The sequence below is a fragment of the Flavobacterium sp. 40-81 genome (genome assembly GCF_001898245.1).
In the GTDB taxonomy this organism is placed as follows: Bacteria; Bacteroidota; Bacteroidia; order Flavobacteriales; family Flavobacteriaceae; genus Flavobacterium; species Flavobacterium inviolabile.
The window spans coordinates 106,736-130,729 of record NZ_MKTM01000012.1; the positions used below are offsets into that span (position 1 = coordinate 106,736).

Annotated in this window: 21 protein-coding genes; 10 read left to right on the forward strand and 11 right to left on the reverse strand. The window is 40.0% G+C overall.

Translation table 11 applies throughout. The annotated features are described in order from the left end of the window. Positions 1 to 55: 55 nt before the first annotated feature. The 3 genes from scpC to BGO42_RS04200 all read left to right on the forward strand — a co-directional run bounded on the left by scpC (position 56) and on the right by BGO42_RS04200 (position 3,526). The gene (scpC, locus tag BGO42_RS04190) at positions 56 to 1,567 is read left to right on the forward strand and encodes a succinyl-CoA:acetate CoA-transferase ScpC (protein ID WP_273246352.1); all 1,512 of its coding nucleotides are present in this window, start codon (positions 56 to 58) and stop codon (positions 1,565 to 1,567) included. 153 nt (positions 1,568 to 1,720) lie between these two features. Next, on the forward strand, positions 1,721 to 2,569 hold the full coding sequence (locus BGO42_RS04195) for a substrate-binding domain-containing protein (protein WP_273246353.1): 849 nt from the start codon (positions 1,721 to 1,723) through the stop codon (positions 2,567 to 2,569). 24 nt (positions 2,570 to 2,593) lie between these two features. Beyond that, a complete protein-coding gene (locus BGO42_RS04200) occupies positions 2,594 to 3,526 on the forward strand; it encodes a transglutaminase-like domain-containing protein (RefSeq protein WP_177734794.1) in 933 nt (310 codons plus the stop codon). Here the strand turns inward: BGO42_RS04200 and BGO42_RS04205 are convergent, their stop codons facing one another. After that, entirely contained in the window at positions 3,527 to 4,192 is a 666-nt protein-coding gene (locus BGO42_RS04205; RefSeq protein ID WP_177734795.1) for a uracil-DNA glycosylase, read from the reverse strand. Positions 4,193 to 4,283: 91 nt separating this feature from the next. Between BGO42_RS04205 and BGO42_RS04210 the strand changes: the two genes are divergently transcribed. From BGO42_RS04210 to BGO42_RS04220, 3 genes are all read left to right on the forward strand, one after another. Continuing rightward, positions 4,284 to 6,455 carry an endonuclease MutS2 gene (locus BGO42_RS04210; RefSeq protein ID WP_273246354.1) on the forward strand — a complete coding sequence of 724 codons (2,172 nt, stop codon included), beginning with the start codon at positions 4,284 to 4,286 and terminating at the stop codon, positions 6,453 to 6,455. A gap of 3 nt (positions 6,456 to 6,458) precedes the next feature. After that, a complete protein-coding gene (locus BGO42_RS04215; protein WP_177734798.1) occupies positions 6,459 to 6,872 on the forward strand; it encodes a thiol-disulfide oxidoreductase DCC family protein in 414 nt (137 codons plus the stop codon). A 70-nt stretch (positions 6,873 to 6,942) separates the two neighbouring features. Further along, on the forward strand, positions 6,943 to 7,086 hold the full coding sequence (locus BGO42_RS04220) for a hypothetical protein (protein ID WP_177734800.1): 144 nt from the start codon (positions 6,943 to 6,945) through the stop codon (positions 7,084 to 7,086). A gap of 42 nt (positions 7,087 to 7,128) precedes the next feature. Here BGO42_RS04220 and BGO42_RS04225 read toward each other — a convergent pair whose 3' ends face one another. Together BGO42_RS04225 and aroC are read right to left on the reverse strand one after the other, a co-directional pair. After that, positions 7,129 to 7,965 carry a T9SS-dependent choice-of-anchor J family protein gene (locus BGO42_RS04225; protein ID WP_273246355.1) on the reverse strand — a complete coding sequence of 279 codons (837 nt, stop codon included), beginning with the start codon at positions 7,963 to 7,965 and terminating at the stop codon, positions 7,129 to 7,131. A gap of 166 nt (positions 7,966 to 8,131) precedes the next feature. Beyond that, on the reverse strand, positions 8,132 to 9,181 hold the full coding sequence (aroC, locus tag BGO42_RS04230; RefSeq protein ID WP_273246356.1) for a chorismate synthase: 1,050 nt from the start codon (positions 9,179 to 9,181) through the stop codon (positions 8,132 to 8,134). Between the two features lie 144 nt (positions 9,182 to 9,325). Here aroC and BGO42_RS04235 point away from each other — a divergent pair, with 144 nt between their 5' ends. The 3 genes from BGO42_RS04235 to BGO42_RS04245 all read left to right on the forward strand — a co-directional run bounded on the left by BGO42_RS04235 (position 9,326) and on the right by BGO42_RS04245 (position 11,596). Next, positions 9,326 to 10,156: a UDP-2,3-diacylglucosamine diphosphatase gene (locus BGO42_RS04235; protein WP_177734807.1), complete on the forward strand. Its 831-nt coding sequence runs from the start codon at positions 9,326 to 9,328 to the stop codon at positions 10,154 to 10,156. Positions 10,157 to 10,200: 44 nt separating this feature from the next. Further along, the gene (locus BGO42_RS04240; protein ID WP_273246357.1) at positions 10,201 to 10,995 is read left to right on the forward strand and encodes a hypothetical protein; all 795 of its coding nucleotides are present in this window, start codon (positions 10,201 to 10,203) and stop codon (positions 10,993 to 10,995) included. A gap of 106 nt (positions 10,996 to 11,101) precedes the next feature. Next, on the forward strand, positions 11,102 to 11,596 hold the full coding sequence (locus BGO42_RS04245; protein ID WP_177734811.1) for a hypothetical protein: 495 nt from the start codon (positions 11,102 to 11,104) through the stop codon (positions 11,594 to 11,596). A gap of 34 nt (positions 11,597 to 11,630) precedes the next feature. Here the strand turns inward: BGO42_RS04245 and bshA are convergent, their stop codons facing one another. The 8 genes from bshA to BGO42_RS04285 form a co-directional block, all read right to left on the reverse strand. Then, a complete protein-coding gene (gene bshA / locus BGO42_RS04250; RefSeq protein WP_177734813.1) occupies positions 11,631 to 12,764 on the reverse strand; it encodes an N-acetyl-alpha-D-glucosaminyl L-malate synthase BshA in 1,134 nt (377 codons plus the stop codon). A gap of 84 nt (positions 12,765 to 12,848) precedes the next feature. Beyond that, complete coding sequence (locus BGO42_RS04255; RefSeq protein WP_273246358.1) at positions 12,849 to 13,304, reverse strand: DUF1801 domain-containing protein; 456 nt, start codon at positions 13,302 to 13,304, stop codon at positions 12,849 to 12,851. Between the two features lie 32 nt (positions 13,305 to 13,336). Beyond that, complete coding sequence (locus tag BGO42_RS04260; RefSeq protein ID WP_273246359.1) at positions 13,337 to 16,240, reverse strand: serine hydrolase domain-containing protein; 2,904 nt, start codon at positions 16,238 to 16,240, stop codon at positions 13,337 to 13,339. An 82-nt stretch (positions 16,241 to 16,322) separates the two neighbouring features. Then, positions 16,323 to 16,805, reverse strand: a complete 483-nt coding sequence (locus BGO42_RS04265) for an ABC transporter ATPase (RefSeq protein WP_177734819.1) — start codon at positions 16,803 to 16,805, stop codon at positions 16,323 to 16,325. Positions 16,806 to 16,807: 2 nt separating this feature from the next. Further along, on the reverse strand, positions 16,808 to 17,599 hold the full coding sequence (locus tag BGO42_RS04270) for a (Fe-S)-binding protein (RefSeq protein WP_177734821.1): 792 nt from the start codon (positions 17,597 to 17,599) through the stop codon (positions 16,808 to 16,810). Between the two features lie 42 nt (positions 17,600 to 17,641). After that, positions 17,642 to 18,970 carry a 4Fe-4S dicluster domain-containing protein gene (locus tag BGO42_RS04275; protein ID WP_177734823.1) on the reverse strand — a complete coding sequence of 443 codons (1,329 nt, stop codon included), beginning with the start codon at positions 18,968 to 18,970 and terminating at the stop codon, positions 17,642 to 17,644. 20 nt (positions 18,971 to 18,990) lie between these two features. Continuing rightward, positions 18,991 to 19,959: an MlaD family protein gene (locus BGO42_RS04280; protein WP_177734825.1), complete on the reverse strand. Its 969-nt coding sequence runs from the start codon at positions 19,957 to 19,959 to the stop codon at positions 18,991 to 18,993. Positions 19,960 to 20,012: 53 nt separating this feature from the next. Further along, the gene (locus BGO42_RS04285) at positions 20,013 to 21,179 is read right to left on the reverse strand and encodes an N-acetylmuramoyl-L-alanine amidase family protein (RefSeq protein WP_177734827.1); all 1,167 of its coding nucleotides are present in this window, start codon (positions 21,177 to 21,179) and stop codon (positions 20,013 to 20,015) included. A 270-nt stretch (positions 21,180 to 21,449) separates the two neighbouring features. Between BGO42_RS04285 and BGO42_RS04290 the strand changes: the two genes are divergently transcribed. After that, complete coding sequence (locus tag BGO42_RS04290; protein WP_394353030.1) at positions 21,450 to 23,984, forward strand: putative LPS assembly protein LptD; 2,535 nt, start codon at positions 21,450 to 21,452, stop codon at positions 23,982 to 23,984. Positions 23,985 to 23,994: the final 10 nt, after the last annotated feature.

Below are 23,994 nucleotides of genomic sequence, written 5' to 3' on the forward strand. Positions count from 1 at the left end.
CTTTTGTTATTAAAACTTTATTTTTTGGTTTTATTTTTTATCAAAATATCAATTTATGAACTCAGATAGAATTCGATTTCAAAATTACAAAGACAAAGTGATATCCGCACATCAGGCCGCCGGTTTTTTCAAAGACAAAATGGTTATTGGCTCCAGCGGATTCACCAAAGCCGGCGACAGCAAAGCGGTACTTCCTGCCTTTGCCCTTCGGGCAGAACATGAAAACATCGGCATTACCCTGATTACCGGCGCTTCTTTAGGACACACTACCGATGCCGATTTGGCCCGAAGCAATGTCCTTTATAAAAGAATGCCTTTCCAGGTAGATCCGGTAATGCGGGGGAAAATCAACAGCGGCGACATTCTTTTTATTGACCAGCATCTTAGCGAAACCGCTGAATTACTGGAAAACAAACACCTTCCGAAGCTGGATTTCGCTATTATTGAAGCAGCTTATATTGACGAAAACGGAAACATCATCCCCACTACTTCCGTTGGCAACTCGGCCACTTTTGCGCATTTAGCCGATCAGATCATTATTGAGATCAATACCTCCATCCCTTTTGAATTTAAAGGAATACACGATATTTTTATTCCCGATGCCTATCCGCACCGCAATCCGATCCACATCACTACTTCCGACGAACGAATCGGTTCTGATGTGATTGCGATCAACCCGGAAAAAGTAGTCGGAATCGTTTTTACGGAAATTCCGGACAGCCCGGCACAAACCGCCGCTCCCGATGTAAAAACCACCGCTATAGCCAATCATTTGCTGGCCTTTTTTGAAAAAGAAATTCAAAGCGGACGTTTAACCAATTCGTTAATGCCGCTACAGGCAGGAATCGGAAAAGTAGCCAACGCCGTAATGTCGGGACTTGCCAAAGGAAACTTTGAAAATCTGGTTATGTATTCCGAAGTGCTTCAGGACAGTACTTTCGAATTGATCGATACCGGCAAAATGACCTTTGCCTCGGCATCGTCCATTACCGTTTCCGAAGACTGCTACAAGCACATACTGAAGCATTTTGACAACTACAAAGACAAGATTATCTTACGTCCTCAAAACATCAGCAATGCCGCCGAAGTGATCCGCCGCCTGGGCATCATCGCGATTAATACGGCTATTGAATTTGATATTTACGGTAATGTAAACTCCACCCATATATCGGGAACAAAAATGATGAACGGTATTGGCGGTTCCGGCGATTTTGCCCGAAATGCCTACCTGAGCATTTTTGTAACCCAGTCCTCATCTAAAGAATTCAATGCCATTTCCCATGTACTGCCAATGGTTTCGCATGTGGACCATACGGAACACGACGTGGACATTCTGGTAACCGAACAGGGATTAGCCGATTTGAGAGGCCTGGCTCCAAGAGAAAGAGCCCGGGTAATCATTCAAAACTGCGCACACCCGGAATACCGTGACCAGCTGCAGGATTATTTTGAAAGAGCCTGCCTTAGAGGCGGCCACACCCCGCACCTGCTGGAAGAATCATTTCTTTTTCACACCAGATATACCGAAACAGGCTCCATGAAGCAAAACTGTCTCGTAACCTATTAAAAACAATAACATTTGTGTTGTTTTCTTTGTTTATTTGCGAAAAACTTTCCCCGGTAGTAAATCTTATTTATTATACGGGGAATGTTTATTTTTACCCCCTTCTTGTCTTAAAAATCTATTTTCTCTTACTATCTTAGCAATTAATTTTTTCACATGAAAACAATTCGAATTGCTGGAGTGCCGGAGCATTTTAATTTACCCTGGCATTTGTGCATTGAAAACGGCGAATTTAACGAAGTAGATATTGACTTACAATGGGTTGATGTTCCGGAAGGAACCGGAAAGCTATGCCAGATGCTTCGTGATAATCAAACAGATATAGCGATACTATTAACGGAAGGAATTGTAAAAGATATAGCCGGAGGAGGCAATCCGAGCAGTATCGTGCAAACCTATGTGCAGTCGCCTTTGATCTGGGGTATTCACGTTGCCGCAAATGCTCCTTACAACCACTTATCCGATTTAGAACAAAAAAAAGCAGCCATCAGCCGTATGGGTTCGGGCTCGCATTTAATGGCTATCGTAAACGCTAAAAACGAAGGCTGGAATACCGATGCCCTTTCCTTTGAAATTGTCAATACCATTGACGGTGCGGTAGAAGCCCTGACAAACGGTACTGCAGATTATTTTATGTGGGAACGTTTTATGACAAAGCCACTTGTCGATAACGGTACTTTCCGAAGAATCGCCGATTGCCCGACGCCATGGCCCTGCTTTGTTATTGCCGTGCGCAATGAAGTTCTGGAAAAAGACAAACATGTAATCGACCAGATTCTGGAAATTATCAATACAACTACCCGTGAGTTTAAAGAAATTCCGAGTATTGACCGGACACTGGCAAGCCGCTTTAATCAAAAAACGGAAGACATACAGGAATGGCTGAAACTGACACAATGGTCACAAAAACAATTCGATAAAAAAACGTTCGAAAAAGTACAGTCTCAATTATTCGATCTGGGCATTATCAGTACGAAAATTGGTTATGAAATGGTTGTAAAATAATTTTACAGTTTTATTGACGCTAAAATGACTTCACCCACGGCAACAAATTTAAAAAAAGTAAAAGAAAAGCTTTCTTTGCCAAAGCCATGGGATAATATTGTCATTTTTTTACTGAATATCTTAATAACCATTCCGATTTTTATTATTGCCCATCAGAATTTAATTGATCCGGAATGGTTTTTACATATCGACAGAGTATTGCTGTTTGTGGTGATACTGGTACTGGTTCAGCTGGCACTCCGCCTGCTCAAAACGGTCATCATTATCTGTATTTTCCTGTACCTGCTGGCTTTGATCTGGGGGACTTTATTTGGCGGTTACGGTTTTAATTCCGTTTTTGAAGATTATCGTGCCATGATCTACACCATGTCGGAAGATGCCAATCCGCAGGATATCATTATCTCTAAATTACTGCCGTTTCCCAACAAATCCAAGATTATAGATGCTGTAGATTATACCAATCCTAAAGTCCGCAATTTTGCCTTAAAAGCCACTACCCTGCATTTTCAGGATGTAAAAGGATTCCGGGAATACCGCCAGATCATTCAGTGCTTTGCCGTTTTTGCCGAGGTTAAAAAACGATGGAATTATGTTAACGATCCGAAAGGCCGGGAATACATCGCTTCGGCCAGTGAATCGCTGCAGCACTTTTCCGGCGATTGTGATGACCACGCCATCCTGATGTCGGCATTGATACGCGCCATTGGCGGTACGCCAAGAGTAATCCATACCGGAGGCCATTTGTATCCGGAAATGCTCATTGGTACCAAAGCCGATCTTGAAAACGTGATTTACCTGATCAAAGAGGTTCTTTTTAAAGAGGAAAGTAAAGGCAAAGACATTAATTACCACATAGACGAACGCGGTCAGATCTGGCTGAATCTTGATTATACAGCCAAATATCCGGGTGGTCCGTTTATGTCGGAAGAAATTCTGGGTGAGCTTACCTTTAATTAATTACCAGTTAATTTCCGGTTTTCCTTTTCCTTTCAGAAAGGCGTTGGCTTTCGAAAAATGACGGTTTCCAAACCATAATCCCCTGTTTGCACTCAATGGCGAAGGATGTCCGGTTTCCAGCACAAAGTGACGGTTCCGGTTTATTTTGGCACCTTTTTTCTTGGCAAATCCGCCCCAAAGTAAGAAAACAACGTCTTCTTTTTCATCGGAGATTTTCTGAATCACGGCATCGGTAAATTCTTCCCATCCCTGATTCTGATGGCTGCCTGCCAGGCTTTCTTTTACGGTTAAAGTTGCGTTTAAAAGCAGTACACCCTGGTCTGCCCAGCGTTCCAGGTTTCCGGTTTTCGGAGTGCCGATGCCCAGATCACTTTCAATTTCCTTGAAAATGTTTTGCAGCGACGGCGGGAAAGGAATACCATCGTTCACCGAAAAGCAAAGTCCGTTTGCCTGATTGGGTCCGTGATACGGATCCTGACCAATGATAACGACTTTTACATTATCGAAAGGGCAATGGTCGAAAGCTGAAAAAATATGGCTTCCTTTCGGATAACATTTAAATTGCAAATATTCGTTCTTTACGAAGGCGATTAATTTTTCGAAATATGGCTTATCAAACTCAGAAGCGAGTACATTTCCCCAGGAAGGATGTATATTTACTTGCATTTTTTTATTTTTTATCAAAAATAGTATTTTTAGCAGACATTTAGCCTTAGCGATTGGGCTTCTTTGTAAATTTGCAATTCAACTTTTTAAAATGATTTCAATTACCGATAAAACCCTTCAAGATTTAGAATTCAGAACGATACTGAATACCATTTCGGATATTTGCAATACCGAAATCGGGAAAAATAAAGCTCTTGAAATTACACCCTATAAAGATCAGGAAACCCTGATGGATGCGTTATTGCAGACATCCGAGTACGTTTCTTCGTTTACCAATAACAACGCCATACCGAATCATTATTTCGATACCATTACCAATGAGCTTAAGTTTCTGGCCATTGAGGACAGTTTTCTGGAGCTGAGCAGCTTTAGAAAAATAAGTGCTTTGTCGGAAACCGTTAATACGCTGCTTTTGTTTTTCAGAAAATTTGAGGATTATTATCCCAAGTTAAACGAAAAGGCTTCGGAAGTGGAGCTGACAAAATTCATCGTTCAGAAAATTGATGAGGTTGTTGACAAATACGGGGAAATTAAGGATAATGCCTCCCCGGCGCTGGTGGAAATCCGCCGTAACATGAACCTGGTACGCGGAAAAATCAACCAGAGTTTCGGAACGGCACTTTCGAGTTATAACAGCCTGGGATACCTGGACGACATCCGCGAAACGATTGTCGATAACCGCCGTGTTCTTGCTGTTTTGGCCATGTACCGCCGTAAAGTAAAAGGAACGATACTGGGCAATTCCAAAACCGGAAGCATTACCTATATCGAGCCGGAAGCGACTTTGCGCTATTCCCGTGAATTAAGCAACCTGGAATATGAAGAGCGTGAGGAAATAACGCGTATTTTAAAACAGCTGACGAACACTATCCGTCCGTATCTGGAGCTTTTAAAACAGTACCAGGAATTTCTGAGCGATATTGACATTGTTGCCGGAAAAGCCAAATATGCCTATAGAATCAACGGTATCCTGCCTACAATCACCAATGAAAAAAGATTGTTTTTCCGCGAGGCCTACCATCCTATTTTATACCTGAACAACAAGCAGAAAAATGCGCCTACCTATCCGCAGACCATTGAGCTGAATGATGAGAACCGGATCATCGTGATTTCCGGCCCTAATGCCGGCGGAAAGAGTATTACCTTAAAAACCATCGGTTTGCTGCAGTTAATGCTGCAAAGCGGGATTTTAATTCCGGTACACGAGCGCAGTGAAACGTTCTTATTTGACAGGATATTAACCGATATCGGCGATAATCAGTCGATTGAAAATCATTTGAGTACGTACAGCTACCGTTTGAAGAATATGAATTACTTCCTTAAAAAATGTAATTCCAAGACCTTATTCCTGATTGACGAATTCGGAACGGGTTCCGATCCGGAACTGGGTGGTGCTTTGGCCGAAACGTTTCTGGAAGAGTTTTATCACCGGGAAGCGTTCGGAATCATTACCACACATTATACGAATTTAAAAATCCTGGCGAACGAATTGCCGTTTGCCACAAATGCCAACATGCTTTTTGACGAGAAATCCTTAGAGCCGATGTACAAACTGCATCTGGGTCAGGCAGGAAGTTCCTTTACGTTTGAAGTAGCCCAGAAAAACGGTATTCCATACGGATTGATCAATCGTGCCAAGAAGAAAGTTGAAGGCGATAAAGTGCGTTTTGACAAAACCATAGCCAACTTACAGAAAGAGCGTTCCAAGCTTGAAAAAACCTCTCAGAATTTGAAGGAAGAAGAAAGCAAAGCCCGTGAGGAAAGCAAGAAAATGGAAGGCATTAACACCAAGATCCAGCAAAAACTGGAAAGCTACCAGGAATTATATGATGCTAACCAGCGTTTGATCTATATGGGTCAGAAGATGGACGATATTTCGGAAAAGTACTTTAACAACAAGAACAAAAAAGAGCTTATCGGTGAGTTTTTGAAAATGGTGGAAATTGAAAATTCCAAGCGTAAAAAAGTTACCGTTAAAGAGAAAAAAGCGAAGGAAATCGTTCAGAAAGAGATCATCGAAGAAGTAAAAGTCAAGGTTGAAGAAATCCGTAAAGAGAAAAAAGAAAAGAAGATAAAAGCCATCAAAGAGGAAAGCAATAAACCTAAGATTCCTTTAAAAGTGGGCGACCGCGTGCGTATGCTTGACGGTAAAGCCGTGGGCAGTATTGATGCTATTGAAAAGAATAAAGCAACGGTTAACTACGGGATTTTCACTTCCAAAGTGGATCTGGACAGTTTAGAGCTTGTGGAAAGAAAAAAATAACGAATGGAAGGTTTACCTAAAGATAAAAAAATTGTGCTTTTTGACGGTTACTGCAACCTGTGTGACAGTTCTGTGCAGTTTATCATCAGGCATGACAAGAATGATGTTTTCCGCTTTCTTCCGCTACAGTCGGAGCTGGGACAGCAGGTAATCCGGTATATCGGTATTGATACTGCCAAAACCGACAGTATTATTTTATACGAACCGGGAATTGCCTATCATTACAAGGCAGATGCAGCTATTAGTATTGCTAAAACAATAGGTGGCGTATATGCTCTTATGGGCGTGTTTTCACTGGTTCCGAAAGCCATTGCCAATGCCGTTTACGATTATGTTGCCCGAAACCGCTACAAATGGTACGGCAAAAAAGAAAGCTGTATGATGCCCACACCGGAGCTAAAGGCTAAATTCCTGTAAAACTGATAATTATCATTATTTTATCTTTTTTTAAAGTATATATTTGATTGAAACTTAAATCTTATACTTTATGGAAAAACTGGCAATGCCCTTGTATTCCTGGTCGAACGGTGCCTTTATTATGATCGGTATCTTTTCACTGGTTGTATTTTGTCTTATAGGGATTGTATTCTTTATGATGAATACCGATAAAAAGAAAAAAGAACGGGATTAGAAAATTTCTAATCCCGTTCTTACATTCAGAAAAAAAATTAAATTATTTTTTAACGATCTTTTTAGTGCTAACACCTTCGTTAGTTGTGATATTCATAAAATAAACACCTGCGTTTAATTCCGAAACATTTACCTGAGCTTCAGATACCGCATCCAGTTTAACAGTTTTTACAGTTCTGCCATTGATGTCGTTAACCTGAACAGCATTGATTAAAAGATTCGCATTGTTCGTAATCGTTACCACATCATTAGCCGGGTTAGGGAAAACGGATAGTTTAGACGCTAAGAAATCGGCAGTTGAAGCCGTTGCTGTAGCGGTAATCGCAACATTATCGATGCTCAGCAAATTCTTGTCACTATTATTATTTCTCCAGGCAATGTAGATATTCTGTCCGGCAAATTGGGATAGATCTATCGTTTTATTTTGCCAGGTATTCACCTCTGCTGAGATATTATAAACGGTAGTCCCGAAATTTGCAATACTGGTTCCGGTGGTAGAAACATATACGGTATAACCATCTCTGAAAGCAGGATCGGTATCTCCGGATTTCGCATTGAATTTTAATTCAACTACATTATTAGCCGGCACTGCAATTTGCGGCGACACTAACCATCTGTCTGCCTGTCCGGCAGGATTAAACCATGATGTTGTAGAGGCTACTTTATTTCCCGCTTCTGAAGTCCAGGAAACAACAGCCCAGGCATTTGTTCCAAATACTCCCGCATAGGTTCCGTTTGGCGTTAATCCGTCTACATTATGAAGTGTCCATCCCGCTAAAGTGGCATTGTTTTCAAAATTTTCCTGAAAAATAGTAGTTTGTGCATTCGCACTAAATAGCGTTCCAAATAGCAGACCTGCAAAAAGTAATGTTCTTTTCATTAAATATATTTTTAGATTAATAAAAGTAAATTTAACGACTAAAATTTAAGTAAAAAACTACAAATATGTTAATTCGGAAAATCCCTACAGCAACGTTAATACCTATAAAAAAACCTTAAGATTAACTTAAGGTTTTGGATAAAAGCTATTTTTTTTACTAATTTTCTTATTTTCTAAGGTAAAAATCCAATAAAACAATGGCTGCCATTGCTTCAACGATAGGTACTGCACGCGGCACCACACACGGATCATGACGTCCTTTCCCCTGCTGTTCGATCAGATTGCCTTTATTATCAAGAACTTCCTGTTTTTGCATAATGGTGGCTACCGGTTTAAAAGCGACCCTGAAATAGATATCCATTCCATTGCTGATACCTCCCTGGATTCCGCCGGAAAGATTGCTCTTTGTTGTCCCGTCAGCATTGTACAGGTCATTGTGTTCGCTTCCTCTCATTTTAGCCCCGCAGAAACCGCTTCCGTATTCAAATCCTTTAACGGCATTAATGGAAAGCATGGCTTTACCCAATTCGGCATGAAGCTTGTCGAAAACCGGTTCTCCCAGGCCAATCGGCACATTCTGGATCACACAGGTTATCGTACCGCCAACGGTATCCCCGTCTTTGCGGATTTCTTTAATATAGTCTTCCATTTTCTGAGCCGTTGCCAGATCCGGACAACGCACCGCATTTGACTCCGTTAAGGAAAAATCCAAAGCCTGGTAGGGTTTGTCGATAAAGATATCACCAACAGAAGAAACAAAAGCATTAATCTTAATTTCCGGCATTGCCTGTTTTGCAACAGCTCCAGCCACTACTCTGCTCACGGTTTCTCTTGCCGAGCTCCTTCCGCCGCCGCGGTAATCTCTTATTCCGTATTTCTGCTCATACACATAATCGGCATGGCTTGGACGGTAAGTATCTTTAATATGTGAATAATCGTCTGATTTCTGGTTGGTATTCGGCACTATAAACCCGATGGAAGTGCCTGTTGTTTTTCCTTCAAATATTCCGGATAAAAACTGTACTTCATCTTCTTCTTTTCGTTGGGTAACAATAGCCGACTGACCGGGTTTTCTTCTTTGCATTTCCTGTTGAATCGCATCAAAATCCAAAGCTATTCCGGCAGGACAGCCATCGATAATGCCTCCTAATGCGTCTCCATGTGATTCTCCAAAAGTTGTGATCCTGTATAGTGTTCCAAATGTATTTCCTGCCATGAGTATAATTTTTATACAAAAATAAGGTATTCCGTTAGCTTATCAATAATAAACTTTTCTCAAAAAACTAATAATTATTTAATGTTTCACTAAATATTTAATAACAACAAACCTGTTTATTTGTTAAACTTAAAATTCAATTCATTGAAAAAGAGAATTGTTGATATTGTAGTGATTTCCGATGTGCACTTAGGCACTTATGGTTGTCATGCCAAAGAATTATTGGAATATCTGAATAGTATCAAGCCAAAAATACTAATCTTAAACGGCGATATTATTGACATCTGGCAATTTAGAAAATCTTATTTTCCCAAATCCCATTTAAAGGTTGTCAAAAGGTTACTTGATTTTTCTTCCAAAGGAACCAAAGTTTATTATATTACCGGAAACCATGATGAAATGCTGCGGAAGTTCAGCGATACCACTATGGGGAATTTTTCCATAGTAGACAAACTGGTCTTACCGCTGCATGATAAAAAAGCGTGGATCTTTCACGGTGATATTTTCGACAATTCCGTTCATCATGCCAAATGGATAGCCAAGCTGGGCGGGATTGGCTATGATTATTTAATCCTGCTGAACCGTTTTATCAACTGGTGCCTGATAAAAATGGGCAAAGAGCCGTATTCGTTATCCAAAAAGATAAAAGCCAGCGTAAAAAAAGCCGTGAAGTTTATTTCGGATTTTGAAACCACCGCTACCGATCTTGCCATTGAAAAGAATTACGATTATGTGATTTGCGGACACATACACGAACCCAAGATCGAAGCCAAAGAAAATAAAAAAGGGAAAACGCTTTATTTGAATTCCGGTGACTGGGTTGAAAATTTAACCGCTTTGGAATACAACAAGAAACGATGGAAACTGTATCAGCACACCAAAGAGGCTTTTGCTGATGATGAAGAGGATTATTTCGAGCTGGAAACAAAATTAAGCCAGGAAATCCTTTCTCTAAAAATACTGATGAAAAGTTAATTATTTAACAAATTTTAGTAAATTAGCTAAAACATTTTACTAAAATGAAATTACGATACCTGCCCCTGATTGCTGTTGCATTTCTGGCTTCATGTTCCTCTTCCTCTGAAGGAGAAGGCACTACAGATAACCCGTCGGCTTCCGATTATTTTCCCTTGCGAAGCAGTAATTACTGGACCTACGAAATCAACGATGCAAGCGGGAATACTGTAAAAGATTCCTTATACATTTCTAACGATACCCTTATTGCCAGCACTGCTTATAAAAAGTTTAAAGCAAAAGATTTTCCAACCGGATTTTATTCCAATTCCTTAAACAAAAACGGTGTCCGGAAATCCGGTGACCAGTTACTGGCATCGGGAACCATAGGGATCACTCCGGCCGCACAGCTGCCCATTAATATAAACCTGAGTGATTTTATCATATTTAAAGAAAATGCTGCTCCCAATCAGCTCTTGAGTACGGTTACCGGCGTGATGCAGCAAACCGTTCAGGAATACCCCTTAACGATAGAATATAAGGTTACTTCAAAGGCAGGCAATTCCTTTTCCAACTATATTTCTCCCAACGGAGATCCGTATACCAATGTAAAAGCTGTTAACACAATTGTTAATTTAAAAGTTTCGACTGTAGTTTTTGGCATAACTTTTGTAGTACTACCGTCGCAGGACGTTCTTATTTCTACGCAGTATTTTTCAAAAGACATTGGTGTGGTGCATACGAATACCAATTTAAGTTATCAGTTAGCAGCAGGTCTTCCCCCGGGAATCTCTTTACCAATACCGAGTTCGGCGAATCAAACGCAACAGGAATATTTAGACGTTTATCATATTAATTAAAAAGAAAAATCACTCTGTAACTTCATAAAATCGTTTGTTAAAGAATTACAAATGGTTTTATTAAAAACTAACCGCAGAGTGGTATTATTTGTTAAATTATTTATTTATGAAGAAACTATTTTTCTCTGCCTTTATGCTAATCGGATTAGCATTTGGCGCACAAGCTCAGGAAATTTCTAAAAATGCATTAGGTCTGCGTTTAGGAGACAATGATGGTTTTGGTGGAGAAGTATCTTATCAGAGAGGTCTTTCAAAAAACAATCGTCTTGAAGTGGATTTAGGCTGGAGAAACAGCAAGCACACCGATGCTTTCAAACTATCAGGTTTATATCAATGGGTTTGGAACATTGATGGTGGCTTTAACTGGTATGCTGGTGTTGGTGCCGGAGTGGGCAGTTGGAGTTATGAAAACGATTACCATGTTGATGTAAAAGACAGCGGTACTTTCGTTTTTGCAGCCGGTGATATCGGAATTGAGTATGTATTCGATATTCCGTTACAGCTATCATTAGACTTCCGTCCTGAACTTTATTTTAATGATGATTACAGAGGAGACAATTTTGGTCCGGATATCGCATTAGGTATTCGTTACCGTTTCTAAATAAAAAAGTCCCGAATAGTATTCGGGACTTTTTTTATGAAAAATCTTTTACGGCCTTGAGGTATAAATTCTCATACAGCGGTAAAACATTCATGATATCAAATTCTTTGGAAACTTCGAGGGCATTTTTCTTAAACTGCAGTAAGGTTTCGTCATCCGACAATATTTTTACAGCATTTTCAGACATCTGCATAACATCACCCACATCACTCAGGTAACCGGAGAATCCCTGCTTGTTCACTTCCGGCAATCCTCCCGAATTACTTGAAATAACCGGTACGCCGCAAGCCATGGCTTCCAGAGCAGCTAATCCGAAACTTTCCGTTTCCGACGGCAGTAAGAACAAATCGGAATAGCACAATATCTTATCGATCTCATTACTGTTTCCGAAGAAAATAACCTTATCGGTAATGTTCAGGTCTTCACATAGTTTTTCGGCTACTTCTTTTTCCGGTCCTTCTCCAACCATCATTAGTTTGGAGGGAATCTGTTTCTGAATTTCATTAAAGATTTTCACCACATCCGGAATGCGTTTTACTTTTCGGAAGTTACTGATATGGGTAATGATTTTCTCTTCTTTAGTTGCCATTAAAGAACGATGGCAGGGAGAATTTACATCTATCCTGTTTTTGTCAATTTCAATGAAGTTGGGAATTACCTGAATTTCTTTTTCAATATCAAACAACCGGTAGGTTTCGTCTTTCAGGCTTTGGGAAACCGAAGTCACCACATCCGATTTATTGATACTAAAACTTACAGCAGGCTTATAAAAAGGGTGATTTCCCACTAAAGTAATATCCGTTCCGTGTAAGGTGGTTACCATCGGGATACGGATTCCTTCATCTTCCAGCATTTTTTTAGCCATATAGCCGGCATAGGCATGAGGAATGGCATAATGAACGTGCAGCAATTCAATTTTGTGCAGTTTTACCATATCCACCAGCTTGCTCGACAACGCTAATTCATAAGGCTGGTAATGAAATAAAGGATATTCCGGAACGTGTACTTCGTGATAGTGTATATTGTGATTTAATAAGGCCAGACGAACCGGCTGACTGTAAGTTATAAAGTGTATTTCGTGTCCTCTCCGCGCCAGTTCCAGGCCCAGCTCTGTAGCCACTACTCCACTACCTCCAAAGGTTGGATAACATACTATAGCAATTTTCATTTTTTAATTTTAAAAGTGAAACTAAAGTACAGTAAAAAAGTAAGGTAAAACCGATTTTTAGATAAAATTAACGAAATAAAAAGGTTATCGTTTTAAGACTTTCTCATAGCCTGAAATCCATTCGGCAACTGTCATTTTTGTAAAAAGTTCCGCCAGTAAATCATACGGAATCGCCTCCATCTTTTTAAAACGGATACAACTTTTCCCCATATCCAGTTTTGTTTTAACATGTTTGGGATATTCGGCCACAAACCAATCCAGCAGGTTTTTATCCATATACATCCCCATGTGGTACACCGCAATAAAGTTCTTCTGGGAAGCAATACTCAAAAACGGCAAAGCCTGTTTGGGATCACAATGATAACCGTTCGGATAGATACTATGTGGAACCACATAGGTTACCATACCATAGCTCATGGTTTCCTCAAAACCTTCCGGAAGATTTTCTTTGGTAATTTTTCGCAATGTATTCATTGCTGCTTTCCGGTCGTCCGGTAAGGCATCAAAATACGCGTCTGCTGTTGTTGCTTTAGATTGCATAAAACTTGTTTTTAGAACGGAAACCGGATTGCTTAATCGGTTATCGCTTCATAAATCACTTTCTGAATATCTTCTCTTATATTCTCTTTGGAAAGTTTGTTTACCGTACTTTCCGGGAATGTTCTGTTTGAAAGGAAAACATATACAATTTCCTTATCCGGATCGGCCCATGCCATGGTTCCGGTAAATCCGGTATGCCCGAAACTGGTCATCGACACACAGCCACAGGTTGGTCCTTCTTTTCCTAATTGCGGTTTGTCAAATCCTATTCCTCTTCTATTTCCTTCTTTGCAAAAAGCACAGTTATTAAAATCGTCAAAGGTTTTTTCAGAGAAATACTGATGGTTTCCGTAGTTTCCTTTTTGCAGGTACATCTGCATCATTTTGGCCACATCAACCGCATTGGCAAACAATCCGGCATGTCCGGCTACACCATCCTGCATTGCCGCACCCATATCGTGAACATAGCCCTGAACTTTGGTGTAACGGTAGTATTTGTCAATCTCTGTTGGCGGAATAATATCCATATCCATTTTTCGCAACGGGTTATAGGTCATAGTACTTGCTCCCAACGGTTTGTAGAAAGCGGCATCACTTAGCACATCCAATGTTTTATGGGTGGTTTTCTCCAAATAATCTTTAAGCAGGATAAACGAAAAGTCACTGTATTTGTATTCTTTCTTCGGCAATAATTTGCTCATCGCAATTCGTTTGATGATCGTGTCCGAATAGTCTTTTCTCAAATACAGATTTTCATCAACCTGAAGCGGAAATTCCGGGGAATACGTCAAACGGTAATATTTTTTGGAAGGGCGTTTGGTGCTGTCCAGCGTACTCTGATAAAAAGGAATCCATGCCTGAAAACGAGCCTGGTGCGTCAGCATGTCTTTTAAAGTAATGTTCTTTTTATCGGTATCGGCAAAAACCGGCAGCATTGTTCCCAGTTTAGCATCCATTTCCAGTTTTTTCTTATCGTACAACTGCATAACGTTAGGCAATGTCGACAATATTTTCGTTAATGAAGCCAGATCATAGACATCCTGATTCGTTACCTTATCGGTGTTTTTATAGTCGCGGTATCCAAACGATTTCTGATAGAAAATTTTTCCTTTTCTGGCTACTACTATCTGTAATCCGGGTGTCATTTTTCCGTCGATTGCTTTTTGAGCGAGCTTGTCGATCTTAGCCAGGATGTACGGATTCATTCCCACATTTTGCGGTGTTGTAAATCCAAGACGGTTAATTTTGCTGGTTTTCAGTCCGTCGTTAACCTTAAATGCATTGTTAATCGAAACCGGAAGTTTTCCTTTGGCTCCGATTCCGCCAAAGATCACTTCTGCCGCTACCGTCTGCGCAATATCATTATTCTGATACGCCAGCACTACCCCTTTAAAAACATCAAAGCTTTCAATGGACAGCAATGTATACGGTTTTGCAAAAACGGTCAGGATCACATTATTACTGCCGGCAAACAGGTTTAACAGGGATAGTTCCTTTGGCGTGAAATCATGTTTCTTCCAGGCACCGTCCGCTTTGTGGAATCCGACAATTATTTTGTTGTAGTTTTTTAATTTATCCAGCATTAACGGAACGGAATCCAATGCTATTTCCGTGACCGGCGCATAGGTTCGCAACGTATTCAGGAATGTTTCGTTCTTATCATCACCCAGTTTTATATAGGCGATGTTTTCATTTTCCAGCGCGCCAATCGGCAGTTCATTATCGGCATTTTTTAAAACTGTAATGGCATTTTCATACAGCTGGTAGTTTAAATCGTCAAACTCCGGCGCGTTCAAATCGCTAACCAGGTTATTTAAATCAATCGGTTTGTATTTGTTCAGCCCGATTCTGTATTTGTATTTCAGGATCTTTTTTACCGAATATTCAATACGGTCATCCGATAAAATCGAGTCGTTGTATGCCTGGCAAAATTTTTCGATGGCAACCGGAACGTTTTCTGCAAATAACAAAACGTCATTTCCGGCTAAAAAAGCTTCCAGATCAATATCGCCCGGCTGTTTGAAATTGCTGGCGCCTTTCATGTTCAGCGCATCGGTAAAAATCAATCCGTCGAAGCCCAGTTCTTTCTTCAGTACGTTTGTTACCACTTCATACGAAATAGAACTCGGATAATTCGGACGCGGTTCCAGGCTCGGCACATTTAAGTGGGCGACCATAACGCTGGAAAGTCCTTCCCTGAATAGTTTTTTATACGGGTAAAATTCAACATCTTCCAGTCGTTCTTTTGTAAAGTTTACGAGCGGCAGGGTGTAATGGGAGTCGTTTTCGGTAGCGCCGTGTCCGGGAAAGTGTTTTCCGGTGGCATATACATTTTCGCTTTGAATACCTTTCATCAGCGCCAATGCCCGTTTGGTTACATTTTCTTTGTTTTCCCCGAATGAACGGTTACCGATAATAGGGTTACGGGGATTTGTATTGATATCCAGCACCGGTGCAAAATTAAAATGCAGCCCCATACGTTTTGCCTGTATCGCCATTTGCTGTCCCATTTTTTCTATCAGTTTTATATCCTGAATAGCACCCAAGGTCATATTCCACGGATAACGATAGGTAGAGTCCAGACGCATGCTCAATCCCCATTCGGCATCAATACCCATGAACAGCGGTACTTTGGATTTGGATTGGTAAAAGTTCGTCAGTCTTGCCTGACGCACCGGGCCACCCTGAAAAAAGATCAGTCCGCCTACTTTGTAGTCTGTAACGAGTTTTTCAACCGATTTCACATGTGCTGCATCTTTATTGGAATAAGCCGCTACCATGAAAAGTTGTCCCAGTTTTTCTTCAAAAGTCAATTGATTGTAGATACTATCCACCCAGGTTTTCTCACGCTCTTCAGAAAAGTCTGAAACAGGTTTAGGGCTTTGAGCAAAGAGCAACTGACTGCAAAATAATATTAGAAAAACCGAATATCTCATTAACGTATTTTTTAAATAAATAAAATCATCATGCACAAATTGCCGCATGATGATTTTTAATATTAGTATTTTATTTTTTGTTTTAAAAGAAGCGGCTGTGCCAGCTTTCGCTAGCAGGAACTTCCCAAAAATCCTGCCATTCCCCAATGGTATTAACCAGATTATTAAAAACAATAGTGTTTTCGGAAACCGCTTTTTCTTTTGCCATTTTCTTAAACTCGATCAACGGTTTGTGAGCAATATGCTCGCCCAGTTTAAAAGTAACATTCATCTTGTCTAAAAGATCAACGCTGTACTTTTTCTCTAAATCCTGGATGAACTGAACCGAAGCATCAATGGAGCATCCTGTAGCGGATTGTTTTTCCTGATTAACGGCCAGTATAATGAAACGGTTATATCTGGTTACAAAGGAAGCTTCCAGTCCGGTTCCGTGTGCAGCCCAATTGCTGATAAAACCCTCAAGAGAAGCTTCTATTTCGGCAATTTCTTCTTCTGAGAATTTTCGGTTTGCCTGATAAATCCAGATTTTGGATTCTTCCGGCAAGGTATCAAAAGGTACATACATAATTATAAGTCTTTAGCATTAGCAATTAATTCTGCCACGTCCATAACTTTGATCTCGTGTTCTTTTTCTTTGAACTTCACACCATCCGTCATCATTGTATTACAAAACGGGCAACCTGCTGCTATAATTTCAGGCTGGGTTTCAAGAGCATCTTCCGTACGCTCCACATTAATATCTTTGTTTCCTTTTTCAGGTTCTTTAAACATCTGTGCGCCACCGGCTCCGCAACATAGTCCGTTTGCACGGGAACGTTTCATCTCTACCAGTTCGGCATCCAGTTTCCGGATTAATTCACGGGGTGCTTCATAAACATTATTGGCACGTCCTAAATAGCACGGATCGTGGAACGTAATTCTTTTTCCTTTGAATTGTCCTCCTTCAATAGTTAAACGCCCGTCGTCCAGAAGGGATTTTAAAAACTGCGTGTGGTGAACCACTTCATACGTTCCTCCAAGTCCCGGATATTCGTTTTTAATCGTATTGAAGCAATGCGGACAAGCCGTCACGACTTTCTTTACTTCATAGGCATTCATGACTTCGATATTCATCATTGCCTGCATCTGGAACAGGAATTCGTTTCCGGCTCTTTTTGCAGGATCGCCGGTACAGCTTTCTTCCGTACCTAAAACAGCAAAAGGAACATTCGCCTGGTTTAATATCTTTACAAATGCTTTTGTAATTTTTTTAGCTCTATCGTCAAAACTTCCTGAACACCCAACCCAGAAGAGCACTTCCGGCTGTTTGCCCTGGGCCATCATTTCGGCCATTGTAGGAACTACTAAATTTGCTGACATATCTTTTATAATAGTTGCAAAACTTGCAATGTTGTTTTTAAATTAATTTTCGTCTTTCCAGTTCAAACGGTCCATTTGGTTGTACTGCCAAGGCGCTCCGTTGTTTTCGATGTTGGTCATCATACTGTTCAGCTCTGTTGGTGCCGCACTTTGCTCCATCACCAGATATCTTCTCATATCCATAATAATGGAAAGCGGACTGATATTTACCGGGCATTCTTCCACACAGGCATTACAGGACGTACAAGCCCATAATTCTTCTGTAGTGATGTAATCATTCAATAATGATCTGCCATCCGGTATAAAAACACCTTTATTGGCATCAATATTTTTTCCAACTTCTTCCAGACGATCACGCGTATCCATCATGATCTTTCTTGGTGATAGTTTTTTACCTGTCTGATTTGCCGGACAAGAAGACGTACAACGTCCGCATTCCGTACAGGTATAAGCGTTCATTAGCTGTACCCAGTTTAAATCCTGAACATCACTTGCCCCGAATTTAGAATGCACTGCCGTTTCGTCTGCCGGCGGTGCAGCAAAAGGATCGGCATTTGGGTCCATCATTAATTTTACTTCTTTGGTAACCGATTCCAGGTTGTCAAATTGCCCCTGTGGTTTTAAGTTCGCAAAATAGGTATTTGGGAAAGCCAACAGGATGTGCAAGTGTTTTGAAAAGTACAGGTAGTTCAGGAAGATCAGGATCCCCACGATGTGCAACCACCAGGCCGCTCTTTCGATTACCACTACTGCTCCTTCTGACATTCCGTTGAATATTGGCGCAATAAACTGCGATACCGGGAAAGCTCCCGCCTGACTGTAATGCCCCACTCCCAATGTTTGTAAATGCAGATCGGCCGCATTTAAAACCAGGAATAAAACCATTAAAACGGTTTCAAAATACAGGATGTTGTTTGCATCGCTTTTTGGCCAGCCTTTTAAGTCGTTGCTAATGAATCGCTTTAGCTTAACAATATTTCTTCTGATCCAGAACGTGACAATGGCAACGATTACCAATAATGCCAGTACTTCAAAAGAGCCGATCAGGATGTTATAGAAAACACCCAGAAAGGAGAAAACCCGGTGTGTTCCGAATAATCCGTCAATCAGAATTTCCAGCACTTCAATATTAATGATAATAAAGCCTAAATAAACTACTATATGCAGCGCACCGGCAATAGGTCTTTTAACCATTTTTGATTGTCCTAAAGCAATCATTGCCATGTTTCTCCATCGCTCTTTAGGATTATCATATCGGTCTACATCCTGTCCTAATTTGATATTACGAATCAGTTTTTTTACATTTTTAGCAAAATAACCAATTCCTAATATAAGAATGATGGCAAATAGTATATTGTCTAAATAACTCATATAAATAGTAATTAATGCTATTATTTTTTATCTTCCGAATTAGCCTTTTCTTCTTCAGGGGCTACATAAGGCGCTGCCTTTTTACCAAATAAAGAGAAATGTACATATCGCTTAGGGTTCAACTTCATATCGCCAAGCAACAATTCCAATTGTTTGGAAGCACCTGCCAGGTTTTTATACATGGCTTCGTCTTTTAACAATTTACCCATTGTTCCTTTTCCTGCCTGTAAATCCAGCATGATCTTGTCTACATTTGCCAATGTGGTTTCAAGATTTTTGATTGTTTTTCCAAGGTTTGCTTTAGCCAGTGTATCGGACATTTTTGCAAAGTTGGTCGATACTTTATCAATATTGGTAATGGTATGATCCAGTTTTCCTTTGTTATCGGCTAATAATTTGTCAACATTAGCAGAAGCCGCACTAAAATGGGTCAGCGTTTTGTTTAGCTCCGCTACAGTACTTTTCAGGTTAGCCTGTGTTGCCGGGTCCAAAACGTTGTTTACACTGGTTAGCATTACATCGGCATTTGCCAGAACTTTATCCAGTCTTTCCTGGATGGGTGCTAATTTATCTTCCAGTTTCGCTGTTAATCCCTGTTTTACATCTCCTTGTAAATAATCGCCGGATTGTGCTATGGAAGTATCTTTAAAGTTAGGAATAATAGCAATTTGTTTTCCACCGATGAATCCCGGTTCGTAAATACTGGCAATACTGGACTTCGAAATAGCGAAATCATTTTTAATCTGCATTTCTACCAATAATTTCCCGGTATTTTTCTGAATTTCGATACTGTTGATTTTACCAACCACCAATCCGTTGATCGTAATGGGCGCCGAAGGTGATAATCCTTCCACGTTGTCATATACTACATAAAAATTACGATTGGAATCAAATAGGTTTTTACCTTTTAGAAAACTGTACCCCCATAAACATACTACGATTGAGGTAATGACTAAAATTGCCGTTTTTATTTCTCTTGTTATTTTCAAAATTCAATTATTTAATGAGCAAAATTAAAAATAAATATTTTCAATTACGGGATTTATTTTAAGGCTTCCTGAATAGTAATCTTTTTACCGTCTTTGTAGGCAACAATAAATGCCGACGTAAATCCTTTATCCTTAGCTTGTGCTAAAAGTTCTTTTGCCTCAGAATGCTCCTTGGTTTGTCCGTAAAAATATTTAATAATGTTCTTATCTTCTTCCATGGAAATATTGTTTAGTCCCTTAAAATTACCGGGTACTAAATCCAATTTCTTTCCGCTGGCAGAGATCTGAACTTTAAAAACCACTCCTTTATTAGAAGCTACCGGTTTTATTTCTTTTTTAATTTCCTTAGTTACTTTAGCAGTGTCTACTTTTGTTTTGGTTTCTCTGGTATCTTTTTCTGCAACTTTAGATGGTGTTGGTTTGTCCTCACGACCAACTGAAACACCCGGTACGAAGTATTCTTTTTTATAGCTCAGGATAGCATCACCAATGGCTTTTGCCAGATCTTCCTGTCCGTTATCCGAACTCAGATAAGCGCCTTCTTCTTTATTGGACACGAATCCCATTTCGATCAAAACACGCGGCATGTAGATTTTTCGCAATACTAAGAAACCGGCCTGTTTTACACCTCTGCTCTTTCTGCCCAGTCCGTTTTCAAATCCGTCCTGAATACGTGCAGCAAGGTCAATACTCTGTTCGATGTATTCTTCCTGTAAAAGTGTCATTCCAATTAATGATTCCGGAGAATTCGGATCGTAACCGTCATATTTCATCTTATAGTCACTCTCCATCGTCACTACAGCATTCTCTTTTTTCGCCACTTCCAAGTTTGAAGCGTTACGGGTAACCCCCATTACATAGGTTTCCGTTCCGGAAGCTACCGTATTTTTATTGGCATTACAGTGAATTGATACAAAAATATTCGCATCATTTCTGTTTGCGATATTGGCTCTTTCATCCAATTCGATAAATACGTCGGTCTTACGGGTGTAAATAACCTGGATATTCGGGTCTTTCTCTAAGATCTTCCCTACTTTTAAGGCTACATTCAGAGCATTGTTTTTTTCTACAAATCCATGATAGACCGCACCGAAATCATTTCCTCCGTGACCGGGATCCAGAACTACTTTAAATTTCGAGTTATTTTGAGCAAATGCGACCTGAAAAAACAGTATCAAAAATAGTGAGCTTATAAAATTAGTCTTGATGTTCCCTGTCATAGTCTTTGTAATTTATCGATAATGGTTATAATTTTATTAAATGCTTATTTTTGAGAAAAAATATATGTAAGTTTGAACCGTCAAAAATTGAGCCATATTTTTACAAAAATAGTATTAAAACCTTTGCGTACAAACTTATTTCATATCGTTTTATTATCATTTTTTCTGTTTGCCGGAAAACATGAAATCTATTCCCAGGAAATCAAATCCCAAACCAAAAAGATACCTGCTGAAAAACAGAAAGATAGCATTCATTTGGGCACTGAAAGCATGAAAAAACTTTCAGCAGAAACAAAAAATGATTCTGTCAAAAAAAAGAAGTCTTCTCTTGACGGAATTGTGAAGAGAAAAGCGAAAGACTATGAAAAAATTGACCAAAAAAAGAAGCAGTTAACGCTATACAACGAAGCGGAACTTATCTATAAAGACATCGATTTAAAGTCCGGAATTATCGTTTTAGACTATGAAAAAGACGAAGTATATGCCGGAAGAATCAAAGATAGTTTAGGAAATTACTCACAATTTCCGGTTTTTAAGCAAGGACAGAATGTGGTTGAACCGGATTCCATCCGTTTTAATATCAAAACCAAAAAAGCAAAGGTCTGGAATTCCCGGACAGAGCAGCAGGATTTTAGAATCAAGGCTGAAATTTCAAAAAAAGAGAGTGATTCGGTTTATTTCATGAAAAATGCCCGTTTTACAACTTCTAAAAATATTGAAGATCCCGAATATTATTTCCTGGCACGAAAAATCAAGTTCGTACCCGGTAAAAAAGTTGTTGTGGGGTTAACGAATATGGTTATTGCCGATGTTCCAACACCTATCGGACTTCCTTTCGGTTATTTCCCGATGAGTGAAAAAGCAGCATCCGGTTTTATCATTCCTTCATTCGGAGATACCCGGGACAAAGGTTATTTCCTTCAAAACGGAGGATATTATTTCGCTTTGAGCGATTATTACGATCTGGCAGTTTTAGGAGATTATTATACGAACGGAAGTTATGCCCTGCGTTTTGAAAGCAACTATGCCAAGCGTTATGATTTTAACGGCCGTGTCAACATCCGTTTTGAGAATCAGATCCAGAACGAACGTGGTTTCCCGAATTACAGCAAGAGGCGGGAATACAATATCCAATGGTCGCACTCCCAGGATTCCAAAGCAAGTCCCAATTCCCGGTTTTCGGCTTCTGTTAACTTAGGTAGTAGCCAGTATTTCAGAAACTCGCTTAACATGATCAACGTAGGTTCTTCCCTGAACAACAACATGAGTTCCTCGGTTTCCTACTCGCAAACGCTGCAAACGGTTCCTCAGGTAAACTTTTCCGTTACGGCAACCCACTCCCAAAACACCAATACACAGGCAATCGACATGACCCTGCCTACTTTCCAGGCAAGTGTTGACCGTATTTTCCCTTTTGCCAAAAAAGATGAAATCAAAAAAGGTATTTTTAAAAATATCAACTTCCAATATAATTTAAGAGCTGAAAACCGTATTAAAACGACAGATTCCCTGTTTTTTACGTCACAGATGTTCCGCGATGCCAAATCCGGATTTCAACATAGCATTCCGATCAGTACCAACTTTAAAGTTTTTAAATATTTCAGTGTAACTGCCGGAACAAACTATAGCGAGGTATGGTATTTAAAAACGATCAACAAAGAGTTTGATGCCACACAAAACAAAGTGATCACTAACGATGTAAACGGTTTCGACTCTTACAGAACCTATAATTTCACTTCGAACGTGGGTACCACTATTTACGGTACTTTTAATTTTGGTGATGATAAAAAAATCCAGGCAATACGCCACGTAATGCGTCCAAGTGTATCCTACTCCTATACACCGAGTTTTGAGAAATATTACGACACTTATGCTATTGATGCCACCGGAGCAACACGCCAGGATTATTCCCGGTTTGAAAACGGGATATTCGGTGCGCCGGGTAAAAACTATTCCAACAACATTGGTCTTAGCTTAAGCAATACTTTTGAAGCCAAAGTCCGCGATTCCGATCCGGCAAAAACAGAGCCTAAAAAAGTAATGCTGTTAAATAACCTTAACTTCTCGACCAACTATAATATTGCTGCCGATTCACTTGCGTGGTCACCGGTAGTGGTTTCCGGAGGAACACAGTTGTTAAACAATAAAATGAATGTGAATTTCGGAACTACATTGGACATGTATGCCATTGACAATGCCGGAAAACGTATCAACACTTATAACATTGACAATGGTGGTAGCCTGTTCCGTATGACGAGTGCGAACATTACCATTAACTATAGCGTTTCCAGTTCCGATTTCGGACCAAGCAGCGACAAAAACAAAAAAGATAACGATCAGAATGTTATGAACGGCGGACGTCCGGATGATTTATTTGGCCGTTCTACCGATTTGAGCGATAACCGTCAGAGTTTGTTTAAGGATGATGACGTAGAAAAAAAGGACAATTTCAAAGGGTTTTACCAGCTGGAATTGCCCTGGGATTTACAGTTTGCTTATTCCCTGACCTATGCGAATAACAACCGTGAAAGCCAGATTTCAACCAACTCGTTAATGGTTTCCGGAAACGTAGACCTGACTCCAAAATGGAAAGTGGGTGTTTCTTCCGGATATGACTTTGCCCGAAAAGGGGTTACCTTTACCCAGCTGCGTTTTGAAAGGGATTTATTGAGCTGGCGTATGAGTTTTAACTGGGTTCCTTTCGGAGATTATTCCTATTGGGGCTTCTTTATCGGGATCCGCTCTTCTGTTCTTAGCGATATTAAATGGGATAAACGTAGTGTTCCGGATCGTCGTTTACGATAAAAATTTACCT

What these genes read in the sequence shown, in the direction of transcription:
- scpC (WP_273246352.1), top strand. Translation starts at nt 56, where the DNA reads ATGAACTCAGATAGAATTCGATTTCAAAATTACAAAGACAAAGTGATA.
- BGO42_RS04195 (WP_273246353.1), top strand. Translation starts at nt 1,721, where the DNA reads ATGAAAACAATTCGAATTGCTGGAGTGCCGGAGCATTTTAATTTACCC.
- BGO42_RS04200 (WP_177734794.1), top strand. Translation starts at nt 2,594, where the DNA reads ATGACTTCACCCACGGCAACAAATTTAAAAAAAGTAAAAGAAAAGCTT.
- BGO42_RS04205 (WP_177734795.1), bottom strand. Translation starts at nt 4,192, where the DNA reads ATGCAAGTAAATATACATCCTTCCTGGGGAAATGTACTCGCTTCTGAG.
- BGO42_RS04210 (WP_273246354.1), top strand. Translation starts at nt 4,284, where the DNA reads ATGATTTCAATTACCGATAAAACCCTTCAAGATTTAGAATTCAGAACG.
- BGO42_RS04215 (WP_177734798.1), top strand. Translation starts at nt 6,459, where the DNA reads ATGGAAGGTTTACCTAAAGATAAAAAAATTGTGCTTTTTGACGGTTAC.
- BGO42_RS04220 (WP_177734800.1), top strand. Translation starts at nt 6,943, where the DNA reads ATGGAAAAACTGGCAATGCCCTTGTATTCCTGGTCGAACGGTGCCTTT.
- BGO42_RS04225 (WP_273246355.1), bottom strand. Translation starts at nt 7,965, where the DNA reads ATGAAAAGAACATTACTTTTTGCAGGTCTGCTATTTGGAACGCTATTT.
- aroC (WP_273246356.1), bottom strand. Translation starts at nt 9,181, where the DNA reads ATGGCAGGAAATACATTTGGAACACTATACAGGATCACAACTTTTGGA.
- BGO42_RS04240 (WP_273246357.1), top strand. Translation starts at nt 10,201, where the DNA reads ATGAAATTACGATACCTGCCCCTGATTGCTGTTGCATTTCTGGCTTCA.
- BGO42_RS04245 (WP_177734811.1), top strand. Translation starts at nt 11,102, where the DNA reads ATGAAGAAACTATTTTTCTCTGCCTTTATGCTAATCGGATTAGCATTT.
- bshA (WP_177734813.1), bottom strand. Translation starts at nt 12,764, where the DNA reads ATGAAAATTGCTATAGTATGTTATCCAACCTTTGGAGGTAGTGGAGTA.
- BGO42_RS04255 (WP_273246358.1), bottom strand. Translation starts at nt 13,304, where the DNA reads ATGCAATCTAAAGCAACAACAGCAGACGCGTATTTTGATGCCTTACCG.
- BGO42_RS04260 (WP_273246359.1), bottom strand. Translation starts at nt 16,240, where the DNA reads ATGAGATATTCGGTTTTTCTAATATTATTTTGCAGTCAGTTGCTCTTT.
- BGO42_RS04265 (WP_177734819.1), bottom strand. Translation starts at nt 16,805, where the DNA reads ATGTATGTACCTTTTGATACCTTGCCGGAAGAATCCAAAATCTGGATT.
- BGO42_RS04270 (WP_177734821.1), bottom strand. Translation starts at nt 17,599, where the DNA reads ATGTCAGCAAATTTAGTAGTTCCTACAATGGCCGAAATGATGGCCCAG.
- BGO42_RS04275 (WP_177734823.1), bottom strand. Translation starts at nt 18,970, where the DNA reads ATGAGTTATTTAGACAATATACTATTTGCCATCATTCTTATATTAGGA.
- BGO42_RS04285 (WP_177734827.1), bottom strand. Translation starts at nt 21,179, where the DNA reads ATGACAGGGAACATCAAGACTAATTTTATAAGCTCACTATTTTTGATA.
- BGO42_RS04290 (WP_394353030.1), top strand. Translation starts at nt 21,450, where the DNA reads ATGAAAAAACTTTCAGCAGAAACAAAAAATGATTCTGTCAAAAAAAAG.